The organism is Photorhabdus akhurstii, from assembly GCF_018448925.1.
GTDB classification, from domain to species: domain Bacteria; phylum Pseudomonadota; class Gammaproteobacteria; order Enterobacterales; family Enterobacteriaceae; genus Photorhabdus; species Photorhabdus akhurstii.
This window is the reverse complement of record NZ_RCWE01000016.1, coordinates 22,994-45,343: the sequence shown is the minus strand read 5'-3', so window position 1 is coordinate 45,343 and position 22,350 is coordinate 22,994. Positions and strand designations below refer to the sequence as shown.

Below are 22,350 nucleotides of genomic sequence, written 5' to 3'. Positions count from 1 at the left end.
TTAGTTCTGATTCTTGTTACACATAGGGAAGCCTAGCGCCTCGCGGGAGGCATAATAAGCTTCGGCAACAGCTTTGGTCAGGGTGCGGATACGCAGGATATAACGCTGACGTTCAGTCACCGAGATAGCTTTACGGGCATCCAACAAGTTGAATGTATGACCCGCTTTGAGAATACGTTCATAAGCTGGCAACGGTAGCGGCGTTTCTAACGCCAGCAGGTCCTGAGCCTCTTTTTCATATTGCTCGAAGCAGGTAAACAGAAAATCGATATCAGCATGCTCAAAGTTATAGGTGGATTGTTCTACTTCATTTTGGTGATAAATATCGCCATAAGTAGTTTTACCCAGCGGACCATCACACCAAACCAGATCATAAACGCTGTCTACGCCTTGGATATACATTGCCAGACGCTCAAGACCGTAGGTAATCTCACCGGTGACAGGTTTACACTCAAGGCCGCCTACCTGTTGGAAGTAAGTAAACTGAGTCACTTCCATCCCGTTAAGCCACACTTCCCAGCCTAATCCCCAAGCGCCTAACGTTGGGTTTTCCCAGTTATCTTCAACAAAACGGATGTCATGAACTGTTGGGTCTAATCCTAGTTCCTTTAGAGAACCTAGATATAACTCCTGAATATTGTCCGGGGATGGTTTAATAATGACCTGAAACTGATAGTAATGTTGTAAACGGTTAGGGTTTTCACCATAACGGCCATCTGTCGGACGACGGGAAGGTTGCACATAAGCCGCGGCAATTGGCTCCGGGCCAAGCGCACGCAAGCAAGTTATTGGATGAGAAGTACCCGCACCGACTTCCATGTCCAGTGGTTGGACAATGGTACAGCCCTGGCGCGCCCAATAATCCTGTAATGTCAGGATCAGCCCCTGAAAGGTCTTGGTATCAAACTTTTGCATGTTAGATCCGCACGCGATACATATGAATTTGAAAGGAAGTTGGTCAGTATACCCTTTGACCTTAAGATATACAGCCCTGAATTCGCTCTTAATTTCACCTTGAAATAAAAAAATCTTAATCGAGTTATTTTACTTGTATATTTATACAGTTAAGGTACTGTCAATTATCAACCACTCATATTGGAAATCTCAACTATGGAATTAACACGCTGCCATTGGGTTACTTCTGACCCGGAATATTTGGCTTACCATGACAATGAATGGGGAAAGCCGCTAAAAGATAGCCAAAAGTTGTTTGAAATGATTTGTCTGGAAGGACAACAATCTGGGCTATCATGGTTGACTATTCTGAAAAAACGCGAAGGTTATCGTAAATGTTTTCATCAGTTTGATCCGGCAAAAATTGCCGTCATGGATGAAAACGATGTAGAACGGCTGATGCTTGATCCCTCGATTGTCCGTAACCGCGCCAAAATTAACGCGATTATCAGCAATGCGCGAGCCTATCTTAAGATGCAGCAACAAGGAGAAGAATTCAGCGCTTTTATCTGGCGCTTCGTTGATAACAAACCCATTATTAATCGGTGGGAAACCATTACAGAGGTACCGGTAAAGACCGAGATTTCAGAGGCGTTATCGCAAGCGCTGAAAAAGAGAGGATTCAAATTCATCGGCAGCACCACCTGCTACGCATTCATGCAAGCTACCGGTTTGGTCAATGACCATATAATAAACTGTTTATGTAGAAAATAAATTCAGTGAATTACTATCGCACTTAAGATTAAAATGAATAATAAAGCTGGATATTAACCAAACATTCAGTTCTTTATTTTAAATGCTAAATTAAACGCAATATTAAATAACTAATAGTCATAATTTTCCAGATTGCACCCCAATAGTGCGCGGAGTATGGTGTTATGTCTCTTAATCCCAATAACACACCGACAACGAACGCGGCTATGATTTTTTCTCAATTTGGTAACAAGTTCACACAAGATGCAGGCATCACCCGCCTGATGAATGACCTTAATCAAGGGTTGAGGACGCCCGGAGCAATTATGCTAGGCGGCGGCAACCCGGCGCACATTCCAGAAATGGATGACTATTTTCAGCAACTACTGACAGAGATGGTCGCCAACGGCCAACTCACTGACACGCTATGCAACTATGATGGGCCTCAAGGAAAGGATACATTGATTCAAGCATTGGCAGAGATGTTGCGCGAAAAATTGGGTTGGGAGATTGGCACACAAAATATTGCCCTGACCAATGGCAGCCAAAGTGCATTCTTCTATCTATTTAATCTGCTGGCTGGGCGCGGAGAAGATGGCACTGTCCGCAAGGTACTGTTTCCACTAGCACCGGAATATATTGGTTATTCTGACTCAGGGCTGGACGAAGGCTTATTTGTTGCCAATAAACCCAATATTGAGTTATTGCCAGAAGGCCAATTCAAATATCATGTTGATTTTGACCATCTCAATATTACCGAAGATATCGGCCTGATCTGTGTTTCTCGCCCAACCAACCCAACGGGTAACGTCATCACTGATGAAGAGTTACAACGGCTAGATTGTCTGGCTCAACAACACCAGATTCCATTACTCATTGATAATGCTTATGGCGTGCCATTCCCAGGTATTATTTTTAGCGAAGCTACGCCATTGTGGAATCCCAATATTATTCTGTGCATGAGTTTATCCAAATTAGGGTTGCCGGGTTCACGCTGCGGAATCATTATCGCTAACGAGAAAATCATCAATGCCGTCAGTAATATGAATGGCATCATCAGCCTTGCGCCGGGCGGTGTAGGCCCCGCAATGGCATTGGAAATGATCCGACGCAATGACTTGCTTCGTTTGTCACAGGAAGTTATCCGCCCGTTCTATCAACAACGGGTTCAAGACGTGATCCAAATTATCCGTCGTTATCTGCCGGCAGAACTTTGCCTTATCCATAAACCAGAAGGCGCTATTTTTCTGTGGCTTTGGTTTAAAAATTTGCCGATAACCACAGAAATGCTTTATCACAGATTGAAAAAACGGGGTGTGTTAATGGTTCCAGGTCACTATTTCTTCCCCGGACTGGAACAAGATTGGCCGCATACTCATGAATGCATGCGTATGAATTATGTTCCTGATCCGGAAAGTATTGCCAAAGGGATTGCGATTCTGGCGGAAGAAATTAAATTAGCGCATCAGCAAGCCGCCTGAAATCAATATAATCAAATCAATAATGTAATCATCAATCGTAATAAATATAGTAAAAAAGCTCCTGCTCGGAAATGCAGGAGCTAAATGACAACGAGGACTTTACATAATTATTCTCAGAATTTGTAGAATGCTTTGTGCATAAGAAGAGAAAGAAACACTCCTTGCTTGCCTGCTCTCCTTAAGCAACCTCTATTCAATCAGAAATTTCTAAATCCAATGCCCTGAATAGGCGGGTTTTTGTGCGTTTAATGGCAGTCAAAGTAAAAACGTACTTCTATACCCGTTATCTTTCAAGTTGCCTCTTTGTTGGCGATACTCACTCGCCATCGCGATGCATCTTGAAATCCATTGGGCATATACTTAAGAAATATTTAATCTATAGACTATTCAGATCATTATGATGACTTACATTACTTTTTATTAATTAAAATACAGAAAAAAATCCTGTTACATAAAAAATTCACGACTTTTTGATCTCAACACTATGGTCAACGTTGCGTGACGTGATTATAGTGATTGATGTCAAAACCCTTCATTAAGGGATTTGGATAAATTTGGGGAAATAAAGATCACCCAACAAACTTACTCAAGGGCGAACTATTTCAGCGGCTTAGCTATACGAGATCGATAGAACCGATGAAGAGTAATAAACTAATTCTATTTTGCGTCACATTAGGATGGCTGTTAATCAGCGGGTGTACCAGCATCATGACACATTCCGGGCCTAGCCGCGGTTATTATCCCGGCGCTAAAACTGACATTGAAATGTTAAAAGACCAAGATACAGGCTGGGTAATGAAACCACTACTCGCGATCGATCTGCCCTTTTCCGCGCTATTAGATACTCTGTTATTACCTTATGACTATATAAAATCTGACGAAGATCAATCAGCCAGTTCACCAAAAGAGCGAATTGAAAAAATAGAAAAAGCACAACATCAAACCAAAAACAATTAATTGATAATCCGTTCCGGTTTATTTATTGCCACCAGCAGCAAGTGAACTGGCGGCAAATATATTTATTTCAGTCCTGTTTCCACCAGGAAAATTTGCATATAGCCATCAATTTCACGCATAAAGGCAACATGATGGTTATCCGGTGAAATCACAACGGCATCCGCGGCAGGCGCTTTTTCTGTACGCTCTGTCAGACGCTGCATTTGACCATTGTTGACATCACACAACATCACACTGTTATCACAAATGAAAGCAACATATTGACCGCTTCGATCCCAACTGAAAGCAGATTGAATACCATAATGACTCTGAGTTATCTGACGCGGTTCGCCGCCATTTGGCGATATTGTCCACAGTTGCACAATGCCATTATCATCTTTCATCAGAAAACCAATCTGCCCACCATCCGGTGAAGCCCGCAACCAGTGGCGTGGATTATTCGCTACCCCCGGCCAACGCCTATGATTGGTCAATGTCAGACGACGCTGCATGATATTAGCAGGCGGTGCAGGTAATGTTGTTTCCGTCCCTTGCAGTGGTTTTTCCCCTGCTACGGCATAATCAGCATCCTGTTCTGGTAAATCAACGATATAAACTTCCGGTACTTTTTCCCCTGTTGCAGAAATAGTATCGCCAATAAATGCCAACGCCCAACGCTGCCAATTTCCATCCGCTTTACGATATCCAGATTGGCCGACCCAACACTCTTCATAAGCACGGTTAATCTCATCACTACCCGGCTCCGGCTGAAAAGTGGTACGACTGACTACAACGGAGAAATAGCTACCATCATATTCACGGGGATGATGTTTAGGTGGCTCAACTGATTTGAGAGGCACAGCCACGGCGATATTGCGTAAATCCAGCGCTGGATCAAGTTCATGCATAACATGATCGTTATAAGTAAAACTCAGACGGCTACTATCCGGGCTGAATACATGAACGTGGCTGCCTCCGCGCAACGCTCCCGGCGTATAAGGAGCAGTAACATCCATCGCATCCAGAGTGACCGCTTTTCCCGGTAAATCTTCGCTGACAATCACCCCTCGCCGATGATGAAAATCGTAATGCCATTGCTCATCTGGGAATTCTGGCCCGTGAATAAACGCATAACGGACAGGTTCTGTTGGACTGACTGTCACCACGCCAACATGAGCCCCCTCTTTAGCCTGATAGATAATTTCTGTTTTGCCGCTATGTACATGAATTTTTTCTATCGTTAAACCGGTAAAAGAAGCGCCATGAGGGCGAACATCATAAGCTAACCACTGGCTGTCTGGCGTCCAGACATTAATATTGGTAAGCTGGTGGCTGCGATTATCAAACGTGATTTGCCGTTCCTGAAAGGCCATTTTATTATCCTTACATCAGGTTTTTTCGGATAAATAATATTAATCCGAAATGGATGGAACTAAAAAATTTCAGTCGAGACTTTACCACTTCGACATTACTCTTACCTTTTTACGTTATGCACATCGAATAACCTATGTTACTAAGTGTTCTTTATATCATTGGTATTACTGCCGAAGCGATGACCGGCGCTTTAGCTGCGGGCCGCCGTAAAATGGACATGTTCGGCGTGATTATTATTGCTTCTGTCACCGCCATTGGCGGCGGCTCCGTTCGGGATATACTTCTGGGGCACTACCCTCTAGGTTGGGTTAAACACCCTGAATATATCGTCACCGTCGCCTGTGCCGCTGTAATAACCACTTGGGTTGCCCCCATGATGAAGCATTTGCGCCGCTTGTTTCTGATCCTTGATGCCATTGGCTTGATTGTTTTCTCCATTCTCGGCGCACAGATTGCACTGGATATGAACTATAGCCCAATCATCGCCTCCATCGCGGCGGTTATCACCGGTGTTTTCGGTGGCGTGTTACGCGATATGCTGTGTAACACCATCCCGTTGGTTTTCCAGAAAGAGATTTATGCCGGTGTCTCTTTTGCCGCCGCTTGGTTATACATCGGGTTACAGCATACGCCATTACCGCAGGATGGCATTGTACTGATTACCTTAATCGCAGGTTTGACAGCAAGATTGGTTGCTATTCGCTATCGCCTTGGATTACCTGTTTTTAATTATGAACATTCTGATCACTGAGCTATAGCTATACCTACGGGGTTAACCACAGCCCCGTTTTCCCGATCAAACCCCTTGATACCAGCCACTGACAGTTTCTCTGCAATTGCTTTAACCTGCGTGTCATTGACAAAATCAGACAACTTTTTCAATTGCCCGCTAGTGAATTGCTGTTTTAACTGTGATCCGGCTAATTTCTGCTCCAGTTGCCGCCAGTGATCAACATCGTCTGACAGCTTATCCATATAAGGCACTCCAATCCCTTTCATCCAATAGGAAAAAGGCTGATTTTTTGCCTTGCTGAATTGTGAATAAATAGCCTGTGCTCGTTTATCTCCAATTCCCGGTAAGGCCGCAATTTGTTGAACTGAAAGCGCCAACCAACCGGTTAAATCAGTGACTAATTTCTGTTCGGTCAACATTGCCCAGCTACCGCTACTGACGCCTGTCATTTGCAAACTTTCACCAAGCCATTTCAATCGTGCATTAAACTGTTGTTCGCAGCCCGCCGTTAACGTCAGGCAACTCAGCGCATGATAACGCTGCTTATCTGGCGGCTGAATATTCTGACGCTCTTTAATCCTCCACACCACTTGAGCTAATTTCGGGATACCATGACCGGCCAGCGTGAGAGTCACCTGATCCCCCGGCAACACATCCAACTGTTGCCAACGACGGACTGAGCCAATATTGACTCGGCTGACTTGTCGGTCATCCAATTTCACCTTATCCAGCCCAAGCACAACTGAGATTTTGCCCGTTCTGCCAATAGTAAAACTCACTTCCCTGACTTGTGTTACCTGATGGCGTAAAGGGTGTTTCCATGCCACAGCCCAACTGTTAGATCCAGACCGCCACTGATTCCCTTTAGGTTCAATTTCCTGTTTCAGCACGATACCGTCTGTGGCAAAAGGCATGGATTGTTCAAAATAGTGCATCCGTAGTTTCTGTACCTGTTCTGGCCTCTCTATTTTATGGCTGTGGCGAAGCGCTAATGGAAAACCCATACTTGCCAACTTCTGTAATTTACTTTCCATATCAACAGGACCATCCGGCCAGCTCCAGATAAACACACCGACTTGCTTTAATTCCGGCGAATGCTCCTTACGCATCATTAAACCGGCAACACGATTACGAGCGCCATCACTGCCAGAATATTGCTGTATATGCCCGTCCTTATGCAGAAAAAGCTCCCCTTGTAATACCATATAAGGCGGTACCATATAAGGCGGTGCATTTTCTATCTCTTGGGGAATATCGGGAATCTGTCGGCTTTTTGCTGTCCAGTTTACCCCTTCGGCACCATTGCCCCGGCTGATCAATGAAACCAGTTTCCCGTTCTGATAAACCAGTGTTACCGCCACGCCATCAATCTTTGGCTGTAACCAGACAGGTAATCTGCCGTGCAACCATCGGTTAATTTCCCGTTCGTCTTTCAGTTTACTTAATCCGGTATGAGCAACCGGATGAACCAGCTTATTATCCGCAACAACTTCTACCGGAAAGTTCGAATCAGGTGATTGTTTCAAACAAAGCTGCCAATGAATTAGCTCCGCCATTAATTGATCATAAACTTCATCATCGATCTCGCTGATCCCTTTCTGACGATAAAGTTGATCCCATTGAGCCATCTGTTGCATCAGACTTTTTGTTTCATATTGCAATTTATCCTGCGACCATGCCGGGCAATCTTTCTCTATATTCAATGTCTCAGCCGCAACTATCGGTGTACTGAAAACAATAAACAGAATCAATATCAATAAATTAAGCATCCGTTGCTCCCTGGCTATCCATGCATAACGGCAAAATAGAGGATAAAGGGATGCTGTCCAAGGCAAAGATAATAATTTTGCGAAGCGGTTCGAAGGAATAACTTCCTGAAATCCCAAGATAACGAACTTTTTCATATACTGCACAAAACCGATAATTATGGTGAGAACCTGACTCATTTAACTATTTATTGCATTGCAATTAATAATTAAATTCTAAGTCTTTCAAGAAGTAGGATACTTGATTGTTTTTCCGTTACCCATCATACCTTTGCGCATAGGAGTAAACACCATGAATACCGTTACCTCTCCCCGTAACAGTACCAAAAGAAGCACCAACGTGTACCTGACGGCTTCACTGGTCGATAAAGCCCACAGTATGGACATGAATCTCTCAGCAACACTAGATATCCTTCTGGCGCAGGCTATAAAAGCTAAACAGGATGAGAAAGAGAAAGAAGATATGCAGGCTATGAACATATTCATGGCGAAAGCTGGAATGCTCACAGACGATGAATTTTTCGGGAGCCTGTAATGCCACAGCAATTTGATGTGTATCGTAATCCATCGGCCAAAACAAACAGGCTTTGGCCGTTTTACCTTATTATCCAGAATGATTATTTTGATGATTTAACAACAAGGATTATTGTTCCTCTGGTATCTAAAAATGACATTGCCTCAACCAGAAAAGAATCACCCCTCAGGTGGTCATTAATAATAATAGTTATTATATATTTACACCGGCAATAACGTTTCTGGATGCAAAAAAAATCAACAAATCAGATTTTGTATGCAACGTAGCCTCATCCAGAAATGAAATTATCTCAGCCCTCGATGCCATCATAACGAACACCTGAACCCGCAAAGAGAAGAAAGACAACTAGAACCGTCAGACCCCTTCGTGCGGAGAATGTAAAAAATACCGGCTCAATCAGGACAATTATTCTCTGTATCTGATATCTCAGCCGCAACTATCGGTGTACTGAAAACAATAAACAGAATCAATATCAATAAATTAAGCATCCGCTGCTCCTTGGCTATCCATGCATAACGGCAAAATAGAGGATAAAGAGATGCTGTCCAAGGCAAAGATAATAATTTTGCGAAGCGGTTCGAAGGAATAACTGCCTGAAATCCCAAGGTAACGGACTTTTTTATATACTGTATAGAGCGGATATTATGGTGAAAAGCTGACTCATTTAACTATTTATCGCATTGCAATTAATAGTTAAATGCATATGCTACTGTGACTGCTCCCCGCCGTAAAAACGGCGAGGCTTCCCACTTCTCAGGCCGCCACCGTCTTTATGACGGATTGACGCTGGCCTCCGTGGGCAGAGACGACGAGTCCCGCCGCCTGTAATTCTGTTATGCCCTTGCGCTGGATGTTGAGCACCGCATTGATATCGCGGTCATGTTCGACTCGACAGAAAGGGCATTGCCAGAGCCGCTTACGCAGCGGCATTTCCAGCATTTTGTGACCGCAACAGTGACAGGTTTTCGAACTGGCGAACCACTGATCCAGTTTGACCAGATGGACGCCTAAACCATTCAGGTAAATAACTGGCCAATTGCTTCACTCTGTCACGGTCCCGAGCCAACAATAGCTGCCTGCGCTTATTGCTATTATCAAAAATCCAGACCCTATCTGATATATTCATAGCCAGCGGTAGGTTAATTATAGAACGATCATAGCGCCTGAATATATCGACAACTGGCACATTATGCCCTCCCGCTCTTACACGAAGCGCCACTCGTGCGGCAGACAAACCCACATCATGAACACCGACGAAAATAAAGTTAACCTTGTAACCGGCACTAACAGCCAGCTCCATCAGCTTAATTTCTCCTTTACCCGTGAGAGTCGTCTCGACAGCAAATGAGCGGCATTCTTGGAGAAAAACCGCTCGTTGTTTGATAGCTAACCGACCCGCTTCCGCATTTTTCAGTGATGGATTATGCGGGCTGAGTTCTCGTGCTATATCATCGGGATTTACTACAGGAACCTTGCCAGTTAGATGACGTCGAACCAGTGTCGATTTGCCAGCTCCATTAGGTCCTGCAATAACCCATAGCTGAGGCCGATGCGTCACTCTTCCAAAACCTCAACTACCTCCTCGGTACCACTCATAAAACTAACCAGCTCCCTACGGCCGCCTAGATATTCCTTAATCACCATCCCTGCTGGAGTGTCAAACTCCGCATAATAAATTGGCTCACCAGAATTAAGGTGAGCACGCGCCTCTGAACCATCGTCATTTGCCAGTTGAGCATCAAAGATAGCCATAAAAGCGCGCTCTTGCGCCGGTGACATTTCATCCAAATTTTGCAGTTCAAGCCTCATCGCTGTAACCCCTGTAATTTGCGCCACAAACTTATGACAAATAAAATTAACTAATGAATATAAAGGTAACAACTGTAGATAAATTACACACCATAGTATGCAGTGTAAATTCCATTCCCACCCAGGACAACTCTTTTCTGATACATCCATGTGACTACATCAATAAATTAAGCATCCGCTGCTCCTTGGCTATCCATGCATAACGGCACAATAGAGGATAAAGAGATACTGTCCAAGGCAGAAATAATAACTTTGCGAAGCGGTTCGAAGGAATAACTGCCTGAAATCCCAAGGTAATGGACTTTTTTATATACTGCATAGAGCGGATATTATGGTGAAAAGCTGATGCATTTAATATTTAGTTCAGGGTTGCCATAACAACTCCCACCCCTGTGGTTTTCATCGAAAACAGAGGTTTGGCAACTCACAAGCTTATCATATAAGATAAGCTTTAGGGCAATATTGAATATGAACTGGAACGTTGAACTCTATGATGGTCTCGAGGATGCGATCCTCAATATGCCACCCAGAATTCAAGCTCGTATGCTGAAACTACTTGAACTCATTGAAGAATATGGCGCTAATCTTGGAGAGCCACACACTAAGTCAATGGGAAAAGGTCTATTCGAGATTCGAGCCAAAGCGCAAGAAGGTATTGGACGCGGATTGTTTTGTTACCTACAAGGCCCAAATATCATCGTCCTTCATGCGTTTATTAAGAAAAACCAGAAGATATCTAAAAAGGATCTTGATCTCGCTTATAAACGAATGAAAGAGGTTACAAAATGAGTAGTTTAAAGTCGCTAAAATCCAAAGCATTATCTAACCCAGATGTAAAAGCTGAGTATGATGCGCTAAAACCAGAATTCGAGCTAATTAATACTCTATTACGCATGCGGCATGCTGCTGGTTTAACTCAAAACCAAGTTGCCCAGCGTATGGGAACAAAAGAAGCGAATATTTCCAGGCTTGAAAAAGGAAATGGAAACCCAACACTTAAGACATTATTGAACTACGCCAAAGCTTGCAATTGTGAACTACATTTTGGCTTCAAAACAACTTAATCCAAACGACATAGAAAAGCATCTTCGGGTGTTTTTCATATTTGTTTTCTCTTGTAACAGTCAGCTACATCCGCATTTTTCAACGATAGATAATGATCAGGACTACATCTCGTTGACCGATATGGTCAAGAACTTTGGGGACGAGAGTATCCTCTATAATTGGCTGCGTAACCGAAATACTATTGAGTTTCTGGGGATATGGGAGCAGCTCTACAATTCAGCCAATTTTAAACCTGTCGAATTCGAGAGGTTTAAAAGCCAGGCGGGTTTGAACAGTTTTCACTACTCAGATGCGTTCCCTGATTGGTCAGCCAGGTGTCAAACAGTTGGCAGGGAGACCACAACAATTACCTGATCCCTCATCAACACAGTAACGGATCTTTAAAGCCCTGCGGGCTTTTCGCCTTATATCACCGCCCGCATTGGGCGAGGGTTTACGGCGGATTTCGCTAAGGCTCACGGCGAATATAATTAGTTAATCCATTAAGTGAACCATTAACCAATGGCTGAGACAGATATAATAACTCAGCCTATCAAGCATTCATTTTAAATCTTAGTTCTCCCTCCCTCTTTTATCACCAATATCAATTTTCAAATAAAGATCAAAAACCAAAAAATAACTGACACTTTTATAAACAGGAAAAATAGAATATTAAGATAACCACCCTGGTGTTTTTATTCTTTATTTTACAATTAATACTTAGTAGATTAAGTTACATATTCATGTATTAATCAATAGCCATAAAGATGTACATTTCCTCTAAATTCTGTCGTTCAAGCCTCATAATTTTAACCTTCATCACTTATCGATAAAAAATAATCCAAAACCAACTACCAAAAAATCAATTTAGTATTAACCTATAGTTATTAGCCGATAACCTCTCTCTATTATCTTACTCATCAAAGAATGGCTAGTATTAAATCAGCTTAACCCGCAAAGGATAAGTTTTATGGCGTAGATTCCCCTGTGGGTAATGTAGGTAAAAAGGTCAATCCGATATCACCATCATTAGGAGAATAATATGAATCAAAATAACGATCCCTCACCCAACATAGATACCGGCGGTAATCCTATAAAACAATATTGGCAACCAAACAGGAGTAGTCACGCTGATAATAATATGCCTATCGCTTCTACCAGAGGGGCAACCGCCATGTTATTGCCAAATGGCAGGGTGATCACCTGGGGAAATGACCCCAGTAGTCAAATCCCACCCGACATTGCCCAATTACGGGATATCGTTAGCCTAAGCGCGACAGATGATGCTTTCGCGGCTCTGCGGAAAAACCGGAGCGTCGTCGCTTGGGGAAACGAAGGTAACGGCGGTCAACTCCCGCCAGAAATTGCTCAATTACAAGATATCGTCAGTCTGTACACAACATCGAAGGCTTTCGCGGCCCTACGGGCAGATCGCAGTGTCGTCGTCTGGGGAGGTAATGATATCAAAACCCCACCCGACATTGCCGCATTGCAAGATATTGTCAGTATCAGCGCAACAGAAACCGCATTTGCCGCCCTACGGGTAAACGGTAGCGTCGTTGCCTGGGGATATGGCAATTATCAAGGCAATCAAGTCCCACTCGGGATAGCTCAGTTACAAGATATCGTTAGCCTAAATGCATCAAGAAACTCATTTACCGTACTGCGGGCCGATGGTCAGAGAGTTGGCTGGGGTTCAGCTAATGATAATAAATTACATTATGAATACGACTATTAATTAATCCATTAAGCAGAGGTTTTACGGTACAGACTCCCTGAGAGTAAGGTCAATCCGATATAACCTTATTAGGAGAATAATATGAACCCAAATAACGAGTTCTCACCAAACAAACTATACCAGCAATCTGGAGGTGGGATATGTAGTCACTTTGACAACAAATCCTCCATCGCCTCAACTTACACTGCGAGCGCCATGTTATTAACCAATGGCAAAATAGTCGCTTGGGGAGAAGAGAGCTGTGGAGGCTCTATACCGCCAGAAATTGCCCAATTACAGGATATTGTCAGCCTGAGTTCAACAGGTTACGCATTCGCAGCCCTGCGGGCAGACCGTAGCGTGGTCGCTTGGGGAGATGAGCAGTATGGCGGCAATCTCCCAGAAGAAATTGCTAAATTACAGGATATCGTCAGCCTGAGTTCAACAAATTGCGCATTCGCGGCCTTACGGGCAAACGGTAGTGTAGTCGCTTGGGGAGGTCATACAGGTTACGCATATGGCGGCAAATTACCAGCAGAAATCGCTGAATTAAGGGACATTATAAGCATAAGTTCAATACATAGCATTTCGGATAGTGTCTGTGCAGCCTGGTGGCCAGACCGTAATCAATTCGATTGCGGAGATGACGACCACCCTGGCTGGCACAAGACCATTGTAAAATATAACTTCACAAATGATACCTTTACCGCCCTTAGGGCAAACGGTAGGGTGGTCGCTTGGGGAAAAGTCCCGGTCCCGCCAGACATTAAAAAGTTAGAGGATATTATTAGTCTAAGTTCAATAAATAATATTTTTATCGCCCGGCGAGCAGACCTCAGCGTAGTCACCTGGCCCGGGTATCCCATACCTCCTGAAATTGCAAAATGGCAGGATATTATCCACCTAGATGTAACAACCTATGCTGTAGCCGCCCTGCGGGCAAACGGTAGCGTGGTCGCTTGGGGGCATCAAAACTATGGCGGCCAAGTCCCACCAGAAATTGCCGCATTACGGGATATTGTCAGCTTAAGTGCAACAAATGGCGCTTGCGCCGCTTTGCGTACCGATCGCAGTGTCGTCGCCTGGGGGGACCCGGACTCTGGTGGTCAGGTTCCACCCGAAATTGCCGTATTAAAGGATATCGTCAGCCTATACTCATCAAGGACCACATTTATAGCTCTACGGGCAGACCGCAGTGTGGTCTCCTGGGGTACTATCAGTGTCCCACCCGAGATTGCCAAATTAAAGGATATCGTCAGCTTGAAAACTACTGATATTGATGATTCAGCGGATCGAGGTAATTACGCTTTCGCGGCTCTACGGGCAAACGGCAGCGTGGTCGCTTGGGGGTTCACAGAGCTTAATATCCAGATACCACCTGGAATAGCCCAACTACAAGATATCATCAGCCTAAGTTCATCAAGCAGCGCATTCGCCGTCTTACGGGCGAATGGCCAAAGATTAGCCTGGGATCTTTTGGATAGGGGGAATAATATAGTGCATAGCGAATATGATGATTAGCCGATTGGTATTATGAATGACTAAAAAACAATAAAACCAAGGCTGAGCCACAATACCTCGGTTCAGCCTATCGCTTATTCCATTTTAAAGATCATCTCACCCACCCGCTGCTATTAGAAAAATCAGCTTGCAAATAAAGATTAAAAAACAATAACTTTACGAAATAGTTCGAAAAATAAATATCAAAGAACCCCAAATAACTGATTTTTCATAAACCACACAAAAATATAATTACGACAAAAACTTAACAACGCCTTATTTTACGACTTACAATAAATCATTAGTAAATTAAGTTACTCGTACACGTAATAAATAATAGTCATAAGACGCATATCCCCGACAAATTCTCCCGCCTAAATCTCATTATCGTCATTTACCTGTAGAAAATAATCTTAAAAACCATCATTCACAATCGGATTTAGCGTTAACCTACAGTTATCATATTCTTTTAATCTTTTTATATTTCTATTATCTTTTTCTTAAAGAGTTGCTAAACTTATTTATGTCTTGTTATTCGCAATAGAAAATCAGCGTAATCCGCAAGGGGTTCAGTTTTGCGGTATAGCTCCCCTGTGGGTAAAAAAGGTCAATCCAATACAACCTTAAATTTAGGAGGGTAATATGCATCAAGACGATTTCTCCTCAAACATGAGTTCCAGCAATACTCTTATATAAATGCAACCTGTAATGAGGGACTGCACGGGTAACCCGATGCAGAAAATAATCATTTAAAGAAGGAGTGCCCTTAAAAGGCCAATGTAATCTGGCCGGGACAGGGTTATCACAAAGAATGAAAATTTTTAACATGGCAATCGGGGAACAATCCCCGCCAGAGTATCCGATGAATACTGAAAAAACGTTCATCAATAGAGTGAAGCAGAATGTTGGCCGAAATCGCCGGTGGTCGGCATGGGTAATGTGCGTATCTATAGGAGCGCTTTTTTTCACTTCGGTATTGGCTGCTACTGAATACCCCAGTAAACCAACACCAGACCTAGGGGACGCAGAATACATATTCAAATCTCTCGGGCAACCAATAATCAATGGGAAAGACAACAAGGTCTCCATCACCTCCACTTACACCGCAACCGCCATGTTATTAACAAATGGCAGAATGGTCGCCTGGGGAGATGAGAGCGGTGGCGGCTCTATACCGTCAGAAATTGCCAAATTACAAGATATCGTCAGCCTGAGTTCAACAGGCTATGCATTCGCGGCCCTGCGGGCAGACCGTAGCGTGGTCGCTTGGGGAGATGAGAAGTATGGCGGCTCTATACCGCCAGAAATTGCCAAATTACAGGATATTGTCAGCCTGAGTTCAACAAATTATGCTTTCTCAGCCTTGCGGGCAGACGGTAGTGTAGTCGCTTGGGGAGATCAGGAATATGGCGGCAAATTACCAGCAGAAATTGCTGAATTAAAGGACATTATAAGCATAAGTTCAATACATAACATTTCGGATAGTGTCTGTGCAGCCTGGTGGCCAGGCCGTAATCGAGCCCATTGCGAAAATAAGAGCATTGGCAAGTACAAATTCATTGTACAATATAGCTTTACAAATGATACCTTTACCGCCCTTAGAGCAAACGGTAGCGTGGTCGCTTGGGGAAAAGTCCGAGTTCCGCCCGATATTGCCAAATCACAGGATATTATCAGTCTCAGTTCAATAAATAACATTTTCATCGCCCGGCGAGCAGACCTCAGCGTGGTCACCTGGCCCGGATATCCCATACCTCCTGAAATTGTAAAATGGCAAGATATTGTCAACCTAAGTATAACAACTTATGCTTTAGCCGCCCTGCGGGCAAACCGCAGCGTAGTCGCTTGGGGGCATCAAGACTATGGCGGCCAAGTCCCACCAGAAATCGCCTCATTACGGGATATTATCAGTCTAAGTGCAACAAATGGTGCTTTCGCCGCTTTGCGTACAGATCGCAGTGTCGTCGCCTGGGGGGATCCGGACTCTGGTGGTCAGGTTCCACCCGCAATTGCCGCATTAAAGGATATCGTCAGCCTATACTCATCAAGGAACACATTTGTAGCCCTACGGGCAGACCGCAGTGTGGTCTCCTGGGGTCTTATTAGTGTTCCACCCGAGATTGCCAAATTAAAGGATATCGTCAGCCTGAGTACAACCGATCTTGATGATTCCTCGCGAGGTCATTATGCTTTCGCGGCTCTACGGGCAAACCGTAGCGTGGTCGCTTGGGGGTCCAAAGAACTTAATATCCAGATACCACCTGGAATAGCCCAACTACAAGATATCATCAGCCTAAGTGCATCCAGCAGCGCATTCACCATTTTACGGGCGAATGGCCAAAGATTAGCCTGGGACCTTTTGGATCTGGGTGACAATATAGTACATAGCGAATATGATGATTAGCCGATTGGTATTATGAATGACTAAAAAACAGTAAAACCAAGGCTGAACCACAATACCTCGGTTCAGCCTATCGCTTATTCTACTTTAAATATCATCTCACCCACCCACTGTTATTAGCAAAATTAGCTTACAAATAAAGATTGAAAAAACAATAATTTTACGAAACAGTTCTCAAAACAAATATCAAAAATCCCAAAATAACTAATTTTTCATAAACCACACAGAACGAGAGTTACGGCAACAACTTAACAACGACTTATTTTCCGTCTTGCGATCAGTTGTTAGTAAATTAAGTTACTCACACACGTAATAAATAATATCCATAAAGATGTACATCCCCGATAAATTATTCCGCCCAAATCTCATTATTGTCATTTACCTGTGAAAAACAATCTTGAAAACCACCACCAACAATCAACTTTAGCGTTAATCTATAGTTATTGGCTGATAATTTTTCGTTATCACATTCTTTTCGTTTTTTGCCTTTTCTATTATCTTTTTTTTAAAGAGTTGCTAAACTTATTTATGTCTTATTAGTCGCGATAGAAAATCAGCTTAACCCAAAAAGGATTAAGTTTTTGTTAACGGACTCCCCTGTAGGTAAAAAAATCAATTCAATACAAGCTTAAATTTCGGAGGGTAATATGCATCAAGACGATTTCTCCTCAAACATAAGTGCCAGCAATACCCTTATATAAATGCAACCTGTAACGTTGGCGCTGGCCTGCACGGATAACCCGATGCAGAAAATAATCATTTAAAGAAGGAGTACCCTTAAAAGGCCAATGCAATCTGGCCGGGACAGGGTTATCACAAAAAATGAAAATTTTTAATATACCAACCGGGGAACAATCCCCGTCAGAATATCCGATTAATACTGAAAAAAAACTCATCAACAGAGTCAAGCCGGATGTTGGCCGAATACGCCGGTGGCCGACATGGGTGATGGGTGTGTCTATAGGAGTGCTTTTTTCCACCTCGGTATTGGCCGCTGCAAAATGCCCCAGTGCACCAACACCAGACCCAATATACCCTGCCACTCCTGCCTGGAGAGCAGAATACATATTCAAAGCTCTCGGGCAGCCAATAATCAATGGGAAAGACAACAAAGGTCAGCCGGTTCATTACCCGGCAAGGAGGTACACTAACTTACCGAATGTCTTTCCGCCAGTAATCGATCATGAGTTTCCAACGCCGACAGGAGATTTGAAGCTGAAAGAGGGCCTGTTTTGGGTTAGAGCGCCAAACGGAATCTTCAAGGTGCCACATGTGGTAACAGGTAAATATACCTGTAAGATGGTTGCCAAACGTAAAGATTGGGCGCCTGGCGAAGCCACAGCAACCCTTGAGACGGATGCTGTCGTTGCAAATCAGATCATCCACAGATTCCAGGGAGACAAAAACGTTCTGGAATCTAATGTGACAGACCTGGTTTACACAGCAAGCTGCAAAGGGACCGGATTTTCATGGGAGCGTAAACCCGAAGAGAAATTTGAATGGGAAAGTGATTGGGACAACCCAGCACTGTTAATTAGAATGCAAGACCTGTGCAATTGGGCTCATGATGTTGCTTTCTGGACGCCACCAGAAGACAACCCGAATGATCGGTTTAAAGATCCGGCCGTTATGAGACCGACTAGTACGGATAGCAGCAATAAATAAAAATCGTCAACAAAACAGCCGGGGAGCAATCCCCGGTTGAGCACGCAATAATTGTTACTAAAACCAAGGCTGAGCCATAACACTCGGCTCTGCCTATCATTATCTCATTTAAAATATCATCCCCCCGCCCGCTGTTATTAGCAAAATCACCTTCTAAATAAAGTTCAAAAGACAATAACTTTACGAAAAAGTGTGAAAAACAAACATCAAAAACCCCAAAATAACTAATATTTTATAAATCATATAGAACGTAAATTACGAAAACAACTTAGCAACACCTTATTTCCAGCCCGACAATAGGTTATTAGTTAATTAAGTTACTCGTTCACGTAATAATAGCCATAAAGATGTAAATCCCGATTAAATTCTTCTATTTAAATCTCATTATTATCACTCTTATCATTTATTTGTGAAAAACAATCTTAGCAACCATCATTAACAATCCACTTTAGCGATAACCTATAGTTATCGATTGATAACTTTTCGTTATCACATTTTTCTAATCTTTTGCTTTTTCTATTATCTTTTTTTTAAAGAGTTGCTAAACTTATTTATGTCTTGTTAGTCGCAATAGAAAATCAGCGTAATCCGCAAGGGGTTTAGTTTTACGGTACAGGCTCCCCTGTGGGTAAAAAGGTTAATCCACTACAACCTTAAATTTAGGAGGGTAATATGAATCCAGACGATTTCTCCTCAAACATAAGTTCCTGCAATACCCTTATATGAATGCAATCTGTAATGTTGGCCTGCACGGATAACCCGATGCAGAAAATAATCATTTAAAGAAGGAGTGCCCTTAAAAGGCCAATGCAATCTGGCCGGGACAGGGTTATCACAGAGAATGAAAATTTTTAATATACCAACCGGGGAACAATCCCCGTCAGAATATCCGATGAATACTGAAAAAACGTTCATCAACAGCGTCAAGCAGAATGTTGGCCGAAATCGACGCTGGCCGGTATGGGTAATGTGCGTGTCTATCGGGGCGCTTTTTTCTACCTCAGTATTGGCCGCTACTAATAACTGCCCCAAGAAACCAACACCAGACCCAATATACCCTGCTACTCCCCCCTGGAACGCAGAAGTCATATTCAAAGCTCTCGGGCAGCCAATCATCAATGGGAAAGACAACCAAGGTAAACCGGTTCATTACCCAGCAAGGGGGTCCACTAACTTACCGAATGTCTTTCCGCCAGTAATCGATCAGGAGTTTCCAACGCCGACCGGAGATTTGATGTTAAAAGACGGCATGTTTTGGGTTAGAGCACAAAACAGAATCTTCAAGGTTCCGCATGTGATCACAGGTAAGTATTACTGTAAGATGACTGCCAAGCGTAAAGATGGCGCGCCCGGCAAAGCCACAGTAGACCTTTATACGGATGCTGCCGTTGTAAATCATAAGATCCACTGGTTCCAGGGGGACCAAAATGTTATGGAATCCAGCATAACAGACCTGGTTTACACAGCAACCTGCAAAGGGGCCGGATTTTCATGGGAACGTAAACCCGACGAGAAATTTGAGTGGGAAAGTGAGTGGGCAAACGGGGTGCCGTCAATTGAGATGCAAGACAACTGCCATTGGATTCATAATGTCGCTTTCTGGACGCCACCAGACGATAATCCAAATGATAAGTTTAAAGACCCGGCCGTCATGAGGCCGACTAGTGCGGAAAGTGCTAACCAGAAGCAGTCAGCCCCCCATGATAACCCAGATAATCTCCCCTGGAAGAGAAAAGCGGATAGCAATAATCAATAAAGATCATTAATAAAACAGCCGGGGAGCAATCCCCGGTTGAATATCCAAGCAATACAGATAATAGACCGAGTTATAATTCATCTTATTTGCTATTAATCTGAAATATCAGAATATTTAATTCCAGTTATTATACTGATTTTCTAATTCATTCACACTTAATCATATTATCCGCTTACTTGTTCATGTTACTCTTTCAATTACTTTCATTCGCAAAATATCTCAATTTATGTGATATTTTATTTAATGATGTAATGTAGTATTAACCGCTATATCTAACTTTCTATTTAACTGATGCAAAGCCAATTCAACAACTTCAACCCTTGATGAATGTTCAACATCAAGAAGCCGATCAATCTGTGGCCCCTTTTGCCCTAATCGTCGAGCAAGATCGACTTTGCGTGTTCCTGTCTCTATCATTGCATTATGCAATGCCGCTTTCATTGCGACGAGAATAGGGAGACTGATAACATATTCACCTGCCTCCAACAGGGATGCTTCAGGTATAGGCCGACGTTTGTCAATTTCTATAGCAATAGCCGTAACCAACCCATCAATAGATTCGAGAAGAGCTTCATCAACTGAGTCACCTACTGAGTTGAATAAGGGAAGATCACGACAACTAGCCACATAACTTCCTGTCTCTTCGTCATATTCTAGTTTTATCGGATAATTAAACATAATACCTCTCTTTAAGATAGATAACCGGAACTTAAAGCCCCAGATCCTTCATTATTTTCTTCCTCAATGGTTCAGGGATCTCTTTGGAGCCATGATCGGGGAAAACCGACGATTTACCATTTATAGATACCTTTCGGTGGCTTCCTCCACCCCTAGCCTTTTCTATCAGCACTCCTTGAGAAGTCCCCCCTAACGATACAAAATACCCATTAGCAATCCTTCGCCAGCAAAATTTCGGCAGAAATGCATCGGCAACGCGACACATATAAGCAGGTACGTGTATACTGTAAAAGAATTTTATTCTGCTTCATTGTTATTGTTACCCAATCAACCAAGACACCATCATGATCCAAGGCACGTTATATATTGTCTCTGCGCCAAGCGGAGCGGGTAAATCAAGTCTGATTCAGGCTTTGTTAAAAACTCAACCTTTGTATGATACTCAGGTTTCTGTCTCTCATACCACGCGTGCAATGCGCCCCGGTGAGAATCATGGTGAACACTATTTTTTTATCACCGAAGAAGCCTTTCGCCAGATGATCGATAATAATGAATTTCTGGAACACGCCCGTGTTTTTGATAATTATTACGGTACATCCCGGAAAGTGATTGAAGAGATCCTTGCCAGTGGGGTGGATGTTTTTCTTGATATCGACTGGCAAGGAGCACAGCAGATCCGCAAACAGATGCCATCTGCCCGCAGCATTTTTATCCTGCCGCCGTCAAAAGAGGAGCTTTGTCGCCGTCTGCGTGGCCGGGGGCAGGACAGTGAAGACGTTATTGAAAAACGTATGGAGCAAGCCGTTGCAGAAATGGCTCACTATAACGAGTATGATTATTTAATCGTTAATGATGATTTCAATACTGCATTGGCCGATCTGCACACCATCATCCGTTCAGAACGCCTGCATCGGGAGCGCCAGGCGCAACGGCATGATGCTTTAATCAGCAAATTATTGGCAGACTGAACCCAATTTCAGTATGATGCCCAGTCATTTCTTTACCTGTGGAGTCGCACACATATGGCACGCGTAACTGTTCAAGACGCTGTAGAAAAAATTGGTAACCGTTTTGACCTGGTGTTGGTCGCCGCTCGTCGAGCGCGTCAACTGCAAACAGGCGGTAAAGACCCGCTGGTGGCGGAAGAGAACGATAAAGTGACGGTTATCGCTCTGCGTGAAGTGGAAGAGGGGCTGATTAACGGTAAGATCCTGGATGTCCGTGAGCGCCAGGAACAACAAGAGCAGGAAGCCGCGGAAATGCAGGCGGTTTCCGCTATCGCGGAAAGTCGTCGTTAATCTACGGTAG

21 protein-coding genes and 2 pseudogenes are annotated in these 22,350 nt (G+C 43.4%); 16 read left to right on the top strand and 7 right to left on the bottom strand.

The annotated features are described in order from the left end of the window. Entirely contained in the window at window positions 1-915 is a 915-nt protein-coding gene (gene glyQ / locus EAE93_RS16425) for a glycine--tRNA ligase subunit alpha (protein ID WP_036814305.1), read from the bottom strand. A 195-nt stretch (window positions 916-1,110) separates the two neighbouring features. On the opposite strand from glyQ, the gene EAE93_RS16420 reads away from it, so the two are divergent. From EAE93_RS16420 to EAE93_RS16410, 3 genes are all read left to right on the top strand, one after another. Further along, complete coding sequence (locus EAE93_RS16420) at window positions 1,111-1,668, top strand: DNA-3-methyladenine glycosylase I (protein WP_214040117.1); 558 nt, start codon at window positions 1,111-1,113, stop codon at window positions 1,666-1,668. A gap of 206 nt (window positions 1,669-1,874) precedes the next feature. After that, the gene (locus EAE93_RS16415) at window positions 1,875-3,128 is read left to right on the top strand and encodes a valine--pyruvate transaminase (RefSeq protein ID WP_036814394.1); all 1,254 of its coding nucleotides are present in this window, start codon (window positions 1,875-1,877) and stop codon (window positions 3,126-3,128) included. 636 nt (window positions 3,129-3,764) lie between these two features. Beyond that, entirely contained in the window at window positions 3,765-4,085 is a 321-nt protein-coding gene (locus tag EAE93_RS16410) for a YceK/YidQ family lipoprotein (protein ID WP_036779848.1), read from the top strand. 62 nt (window positions 4,086-4,147) lie between these two features. On the opposite strand, the gene EAE93_RS16405 is transcribed toward EAE93_RS16410, so the two are convergent. Beyond that, complete coding sequence (locus EAE93_RS16405) at window positions 4,148-5,437, bottom strand: DUF3748 domain-containing protein (protein ID WP_214040116.1); 1,290 nt, start codon at window positions 5,435-5,437, stop codon at window positions 4,148-4,150. 134 nt (window positions 5,438-5,571) lie between these two features. Between EAE93_RS16405 and EAE93_RS16400 the strand changes: the two genes are divergently transcribed. Further along, window positions 5,572-6,189: a trimeric intracellular cation channel family protein gene (locus EAE93_RS16400; RefSeq protein WP_036779852.1), complete on the top strand. Its 618-nt coding sequence runs from the start codon at window positions 5,572-5,574 to the stop codon at window positions 6,187-6,189. Here EAE93_RS16400 and ligB read toward each other — a convergent pair. Beyond that, the gene (ligB, locus tag EAE93_RS16395) at window positions 6,183-8,075 is read right to left on the bottom strand and encodes an NAD-dependent DNA ligase LigB (RefSeq protein WP_250151064.1); all 1,893 of its coding nucleotides are present in this window, start codon (window positions 8,073-8,075) and stop codon (window positions 6,183-6,185) included. The two genes, EAE93_RS16400 and ligB, sit on opposite strands and share 7 nt — an antisense overlap. Before the next feature lie 154 nt (window positions 8,076-8,229). Between ligB and EAE93_RS16390 the strand changes: the two genes are divergently transcribed. Both EAE93_RS16390 and EAE93_RS16385 read left to right on the top strand, forming a co-directional pair. Beyond that, window positions 8,230-8,472 carry a type II toxin-antitoxin system CcdA family antitoxin gene (locus EAE93_RS16390; RefSeq protein WP_036768299.1) on the top strand — a complete coding sequence of 81 codons (243 nt, stop codon included), beginning with the start codon at window positions 8,230-8,232 and terminating at the stop codon, window positions 8,470-8,472. Next, window positions 8,472-8,794 (top strand): annotated as a pseudogene (locus EAE93_RS16385) (CcdB family protein). Before EAE93_RS16390 ends, EAE93_RS16385 begins: the two are co-directional and overlap by 1 nt. A gap of 431 nt (window positions 8,795-9,225) precedes the next feature. Here the strand turns inward: EAE93_RS16385 and EAE93_RS16380 are convergent. The 3 genes and pseudogenes from EAE93_RS16380 to EAE93_RS16370 form a co-directional block, all read right to left on the bottom strand. Beyond that, a pseudogene (locus EAE93_RS16380) lies at window positions 9,226-9,480 on the bottom strand (zinc ribbon domain-containing protein); the annotation flags it as partial. Then, window positions 9,389-10,030: an AAA family ATPase gene (locus EAE93_RS16375; RefSeq protein WP_036814297.1), complete on the bottom strand. Its 642-nt coding sequence runs from the start codon at window positions 10,028-10,030 to the stop codon at window positions 9,389-9,391. The gene EAE93_RS16375 and the pseudogene EAE93_RS16380, both read right to left, overlap by 92 nt. Continuing rightward, window positions 10,027-10,281 carry a hypothetical protein gene (locus EAE93_RS16370; RefSeq protein ID WP_214040115.1) on the bottom strand — a complete coding sequence of 85 codons (255 nt, stop codon included), beginning with the start codon at window positions 10,279-10,281 and terminating at the stop codon, window positions 10,027-10,029. Before EAE93_RS16370 ends, EAE93_RS16375 begins: the two co-directional genes overlap by 4 nt. 468 nt (window positions 10,282-10,749) lie before the next feature. Here EAE93_RS16370 and EAE93_RS16365 point away from each other — a divergent pair, with 468 nt between their 5' ends. From EAE93_RS16365 to EAE93_RS16330, 8 genes are all read left to right on the top strand, one after another. Next, window positions 10,750-11,070 (top strand): type II toxin-antitoxin system RelE/ParE family toxin, encoded by a 321-nt coding sequence (locus tag EAE93_RS16365; protein ID WP_214040114.1) that lies wholly within the window; start codon window positions 10,750-10,752, stop codon window positions 11,068-11,070. Next, complete coding sequence (locus tag EAE93_RS16360) at window positions 11,067-11,345, top strand: helix-turn-helix domain-containing protein (protein ID WP_036779863.1); 279 nt, start codon at window positions 11,067-11,069, stop codon at window positions 11,343-11,345. Before EAE93_RS16365 ends, EAE93_RS16360 begins: the two co-directional genes overlap by 4 nt. Beyond that, a complete protein-coding gene (locus EAE93_RS25120) occupies window positions 11,314-11,700 on the top strand; it encodes a KilA-N domain-containing protein (protein ID WP_332009212.1) in 387 nt (128 codons plus the stop codon). Before EAE93_RS16360 ends, EAE93_RS25120 begins: the two co-directional genes overlap by 32 nt. A 667-nt stretch (window positions 11,701-12,367) precedes the next feature. Then, the gene (locus tag EAE93_RS16350) at window positions 12,368-13,063 is read left to right on the top strand and encodes an RCC1 domain-containing protein (RefSeq protein ID WP_110086253.1); all 696 of its coding nucleotides are present in this window, start codon (window positions 12,368-12,370) and stop codon (window positions 13,061-13,063) included. Between the two features lie 81 nt (window positions 13,064-13,144). Next, complete coding sequence (locus EAE93_RS16345; protein WP_110086254.1) at window positions 13,145-14,563, top strand: RCC1 domain-containing protein; 1,419 nt, start codon at window positions 13,145-13,147, stop codon at window positions 14,561-14,563. A gap of 790 nt (window positions 14,564-15,353) precedes the next feature. Then, window positions 15,354-16,946: an RCC1 domain-containing protein gene (locus EAE93_RS24670; RefSeq protein ID WP_250151063.1), complete on the top strand. Its 1,593-nt coding sequence runs from the start codon at window positions 15,354-15,356 to the stop codon at window positions 16,944-16,946. A gap of 819 nt (window positions 16,947-17,765) precedes the next feature. Then, the gene (locus EAE93_RS16335; protein ID WP_250151062.1) at window positions 17,766-18,608 is read left to right on the top strand and encodes a peptidase associated/transthyretin-like domain-containing protein; all 843 of its coding nucleotides are present in this window, start codon (window positions 17,766-17,768) and stop codon (window positions 18,606-18,608) included. An 841-nt stretch (window positions 18,609-19,449) separates the two neighbouring features. After that, entirely contained in the window at window positions 19,450-20,364 is a 915-nt protein-coding gene (locus EAE93_RS16330) for a hypothetical protein (RefSeq protein WP_250151061.1), read from the top strand. A 240-nt stretch (window positions 20,365-20,604) separates the two neighbouring features. On the opposite strand, the gene EAE93_RS16325 is transcribed toward EAE93_RS16330, so the two are convergent. Then, window positions 20,605-21,042 (bottom strand): type II toxin-antitoxin system HicB family antitoxin, encoded by a 438-nt coding sequence (locus EAE93_RS16325; protein ID WP_214040113.1) that lies wholly within the window; start codon window positions 21,040-21,042, stop codon window positions 20,605-20,607. A gap of 344 nt (window positions 21,043-21,386) precedes the next feature. Between EAE93_RS16325 and gmk the strand changes: the two genes are divergently transcribed. Beyond that, window positions 21,387-22,010 carry a guanylate kinase gene (gene gmk / locus EAE93_RS16315; protein ID WP_214040111.1) on the top strand — a complete coding sequence of 208 codons (624 nt, stop codon included), beginning with the start codon at window positions 21,387-21,389 and terminating at the stop codon, window positions 22,008-22,010. Between the two features lie 54 nt (window positions 22,011-22,064). Continuing rightward, a complete protein-coding gene (rpoZ, locus tag EAE93_RS16310; RefSeq protein ID WP_011144672.1) occupies window positions 22,065-22,340 on the top strand; it encodes a DNA-directed RNA polymerase subunit omega in 276 nt (91 codons plus the stop codon). Window positions 22,341-22,350: the final 10 nt, after the last annotated feature.

What these genes read in the sequence shown, in the direction of transcription:
- glyQ (WP_036814305.1), bottom strand. Translation starts at nt 915, where the DNA reads ATGCAAAAGTTTGATACCAAGACCTTTCAGGGGCTGATCCTGACATTA.
- EAE93_RS16420 (WP_214040117.1), top strand. Translation starts at nt 1,111, where the DNA reads ATGGAATTAACACGCTGCCATTGGGTTACTTCTGACCCGGAATATTTG.
- EAE93_RS16415 (WP_036814394.1), top strand. Translation starts at nt 1,875, where the DNA reads ATGATTTTTTCTCAATTTGGTAACAAGTTCACACAAGATGCAGGCATC.
- EAE93_RS16410 (WP_036779848.1), top strand. Translation starts at nt 3,765, where the DNA reads ATGAAGAGTAATAAACTAATTCTATTTTGCGTCACATTAGGATGGCTG.
- EAE93_RS16405 (WP_214040116.1), bottom strand. Translation starts at nt 5,437, where the DNA reads ATGGCCTTTCAGGAACGGCAAATCACGTTTGATAATCGCAGCCACCAG.
- EAE93_RS16400 (WP_036779852.1), top strand. Translation starts at nt 5,572, where the DNA reads ATGTTACTAAGTGTTCTTTATATCATTGGTATTACTGCCGAAGCGATG.
- ligB (WP_250151064.1), bottom strand. Translation starts at nt 8,075, where the DNA reads ATGAAAAAGTTCGTTATCTTGGGATTTCAGGAAGTTATTCCTTCGAAC.
- EAE93_RS16390 (WP_036768299.1), top strand. Translation starts at nt 8,230, where the DNA reads ATGAATACCGTTACCTCTCCCCGTAACAGTACCAAAAGAAGCACCAAC.
- EAE93_RS16370 (WP_214040115.1), bottom strand. Translation starts at nt 10,281, where the DNA reads ATGAGGCTTGAACTGCAAAATTTGGATGAAATGTCACCGGCGCAAGAG.
- EAE93_RS16365 (WP_214040114.1), top strand. Translation starts at nt 10,750, where the DNA reads ATGAACTGGAACGTTGAACTCTATGATGGTCTCGAGGATGCGATCCTC.
- EAE93_RS16360 (WP_036779863.1), top strand. Translation starts at nt 11,067, where the DNA reads ATGAGTAGTTTAAAGTCGCTAAAATCCAAAGCATTATCTAACCCAGAT.
- EAE93_RS16350 (WP_110086253.1), top strand. Translation starts at nt 12,368, where the DNA reads ATGAATCAAAATAACGATCCCTCACCCAACATAGATACCGGCGGTAAT.
- EAE93_RS16345 (WP_110086254.1), top strand. Translation starts at nt 13,145, where the DNA reads ATGAACCCAAATAACGAGTTCTCACCAAACAAACTATACCAGCAATCT.
- EAE93_RS24670 (WP_250151063.1), top strand. Translation starts at nt 15,354, where the DNA reads ATGAAAATTTTTAACATGGCAATCGGGGAACAATCCCCGCCAGAGTAT.
- EAE93_RS16335 (WP_250151062.1), top strand. Translation starts at nt 17,766, where the DNA reads ATGAAAATTTTTAATATACCAACCGGGGAACAATCCCCGTCAGAATAT.
- EAE93_RS16330 (WP_250151061.1), top strand. Translation starts at nt 19,450, where the DNA reads ATGAAAATTTTTAATATACCAACCGGGGAACAATCCCCGTCAGAATAT.
- EAE93_RS16325 (WP_214040113.1), bottom strand. Translation starts at nt 21,042, where the DNA reads ATGTTTAATTATCCGATAAAACTAGAATATGACGAAGAGACAGGAAGT.
- gmk (WP_214040111.1), top strand. Translation starts at nt 21,387, where the DNA reads ATGATCCAAGGCACGTTATATATTGTCTCTGCGCCAAGCGGAGCGGGT.
- rpoZ (WP_011144672.1), top strand. Translation starts at nt 22,065, where the DNA reads ATGGCACGCGTAACTGTTCAAGACGCTGTAGAAAAAATTGGTAACCGT.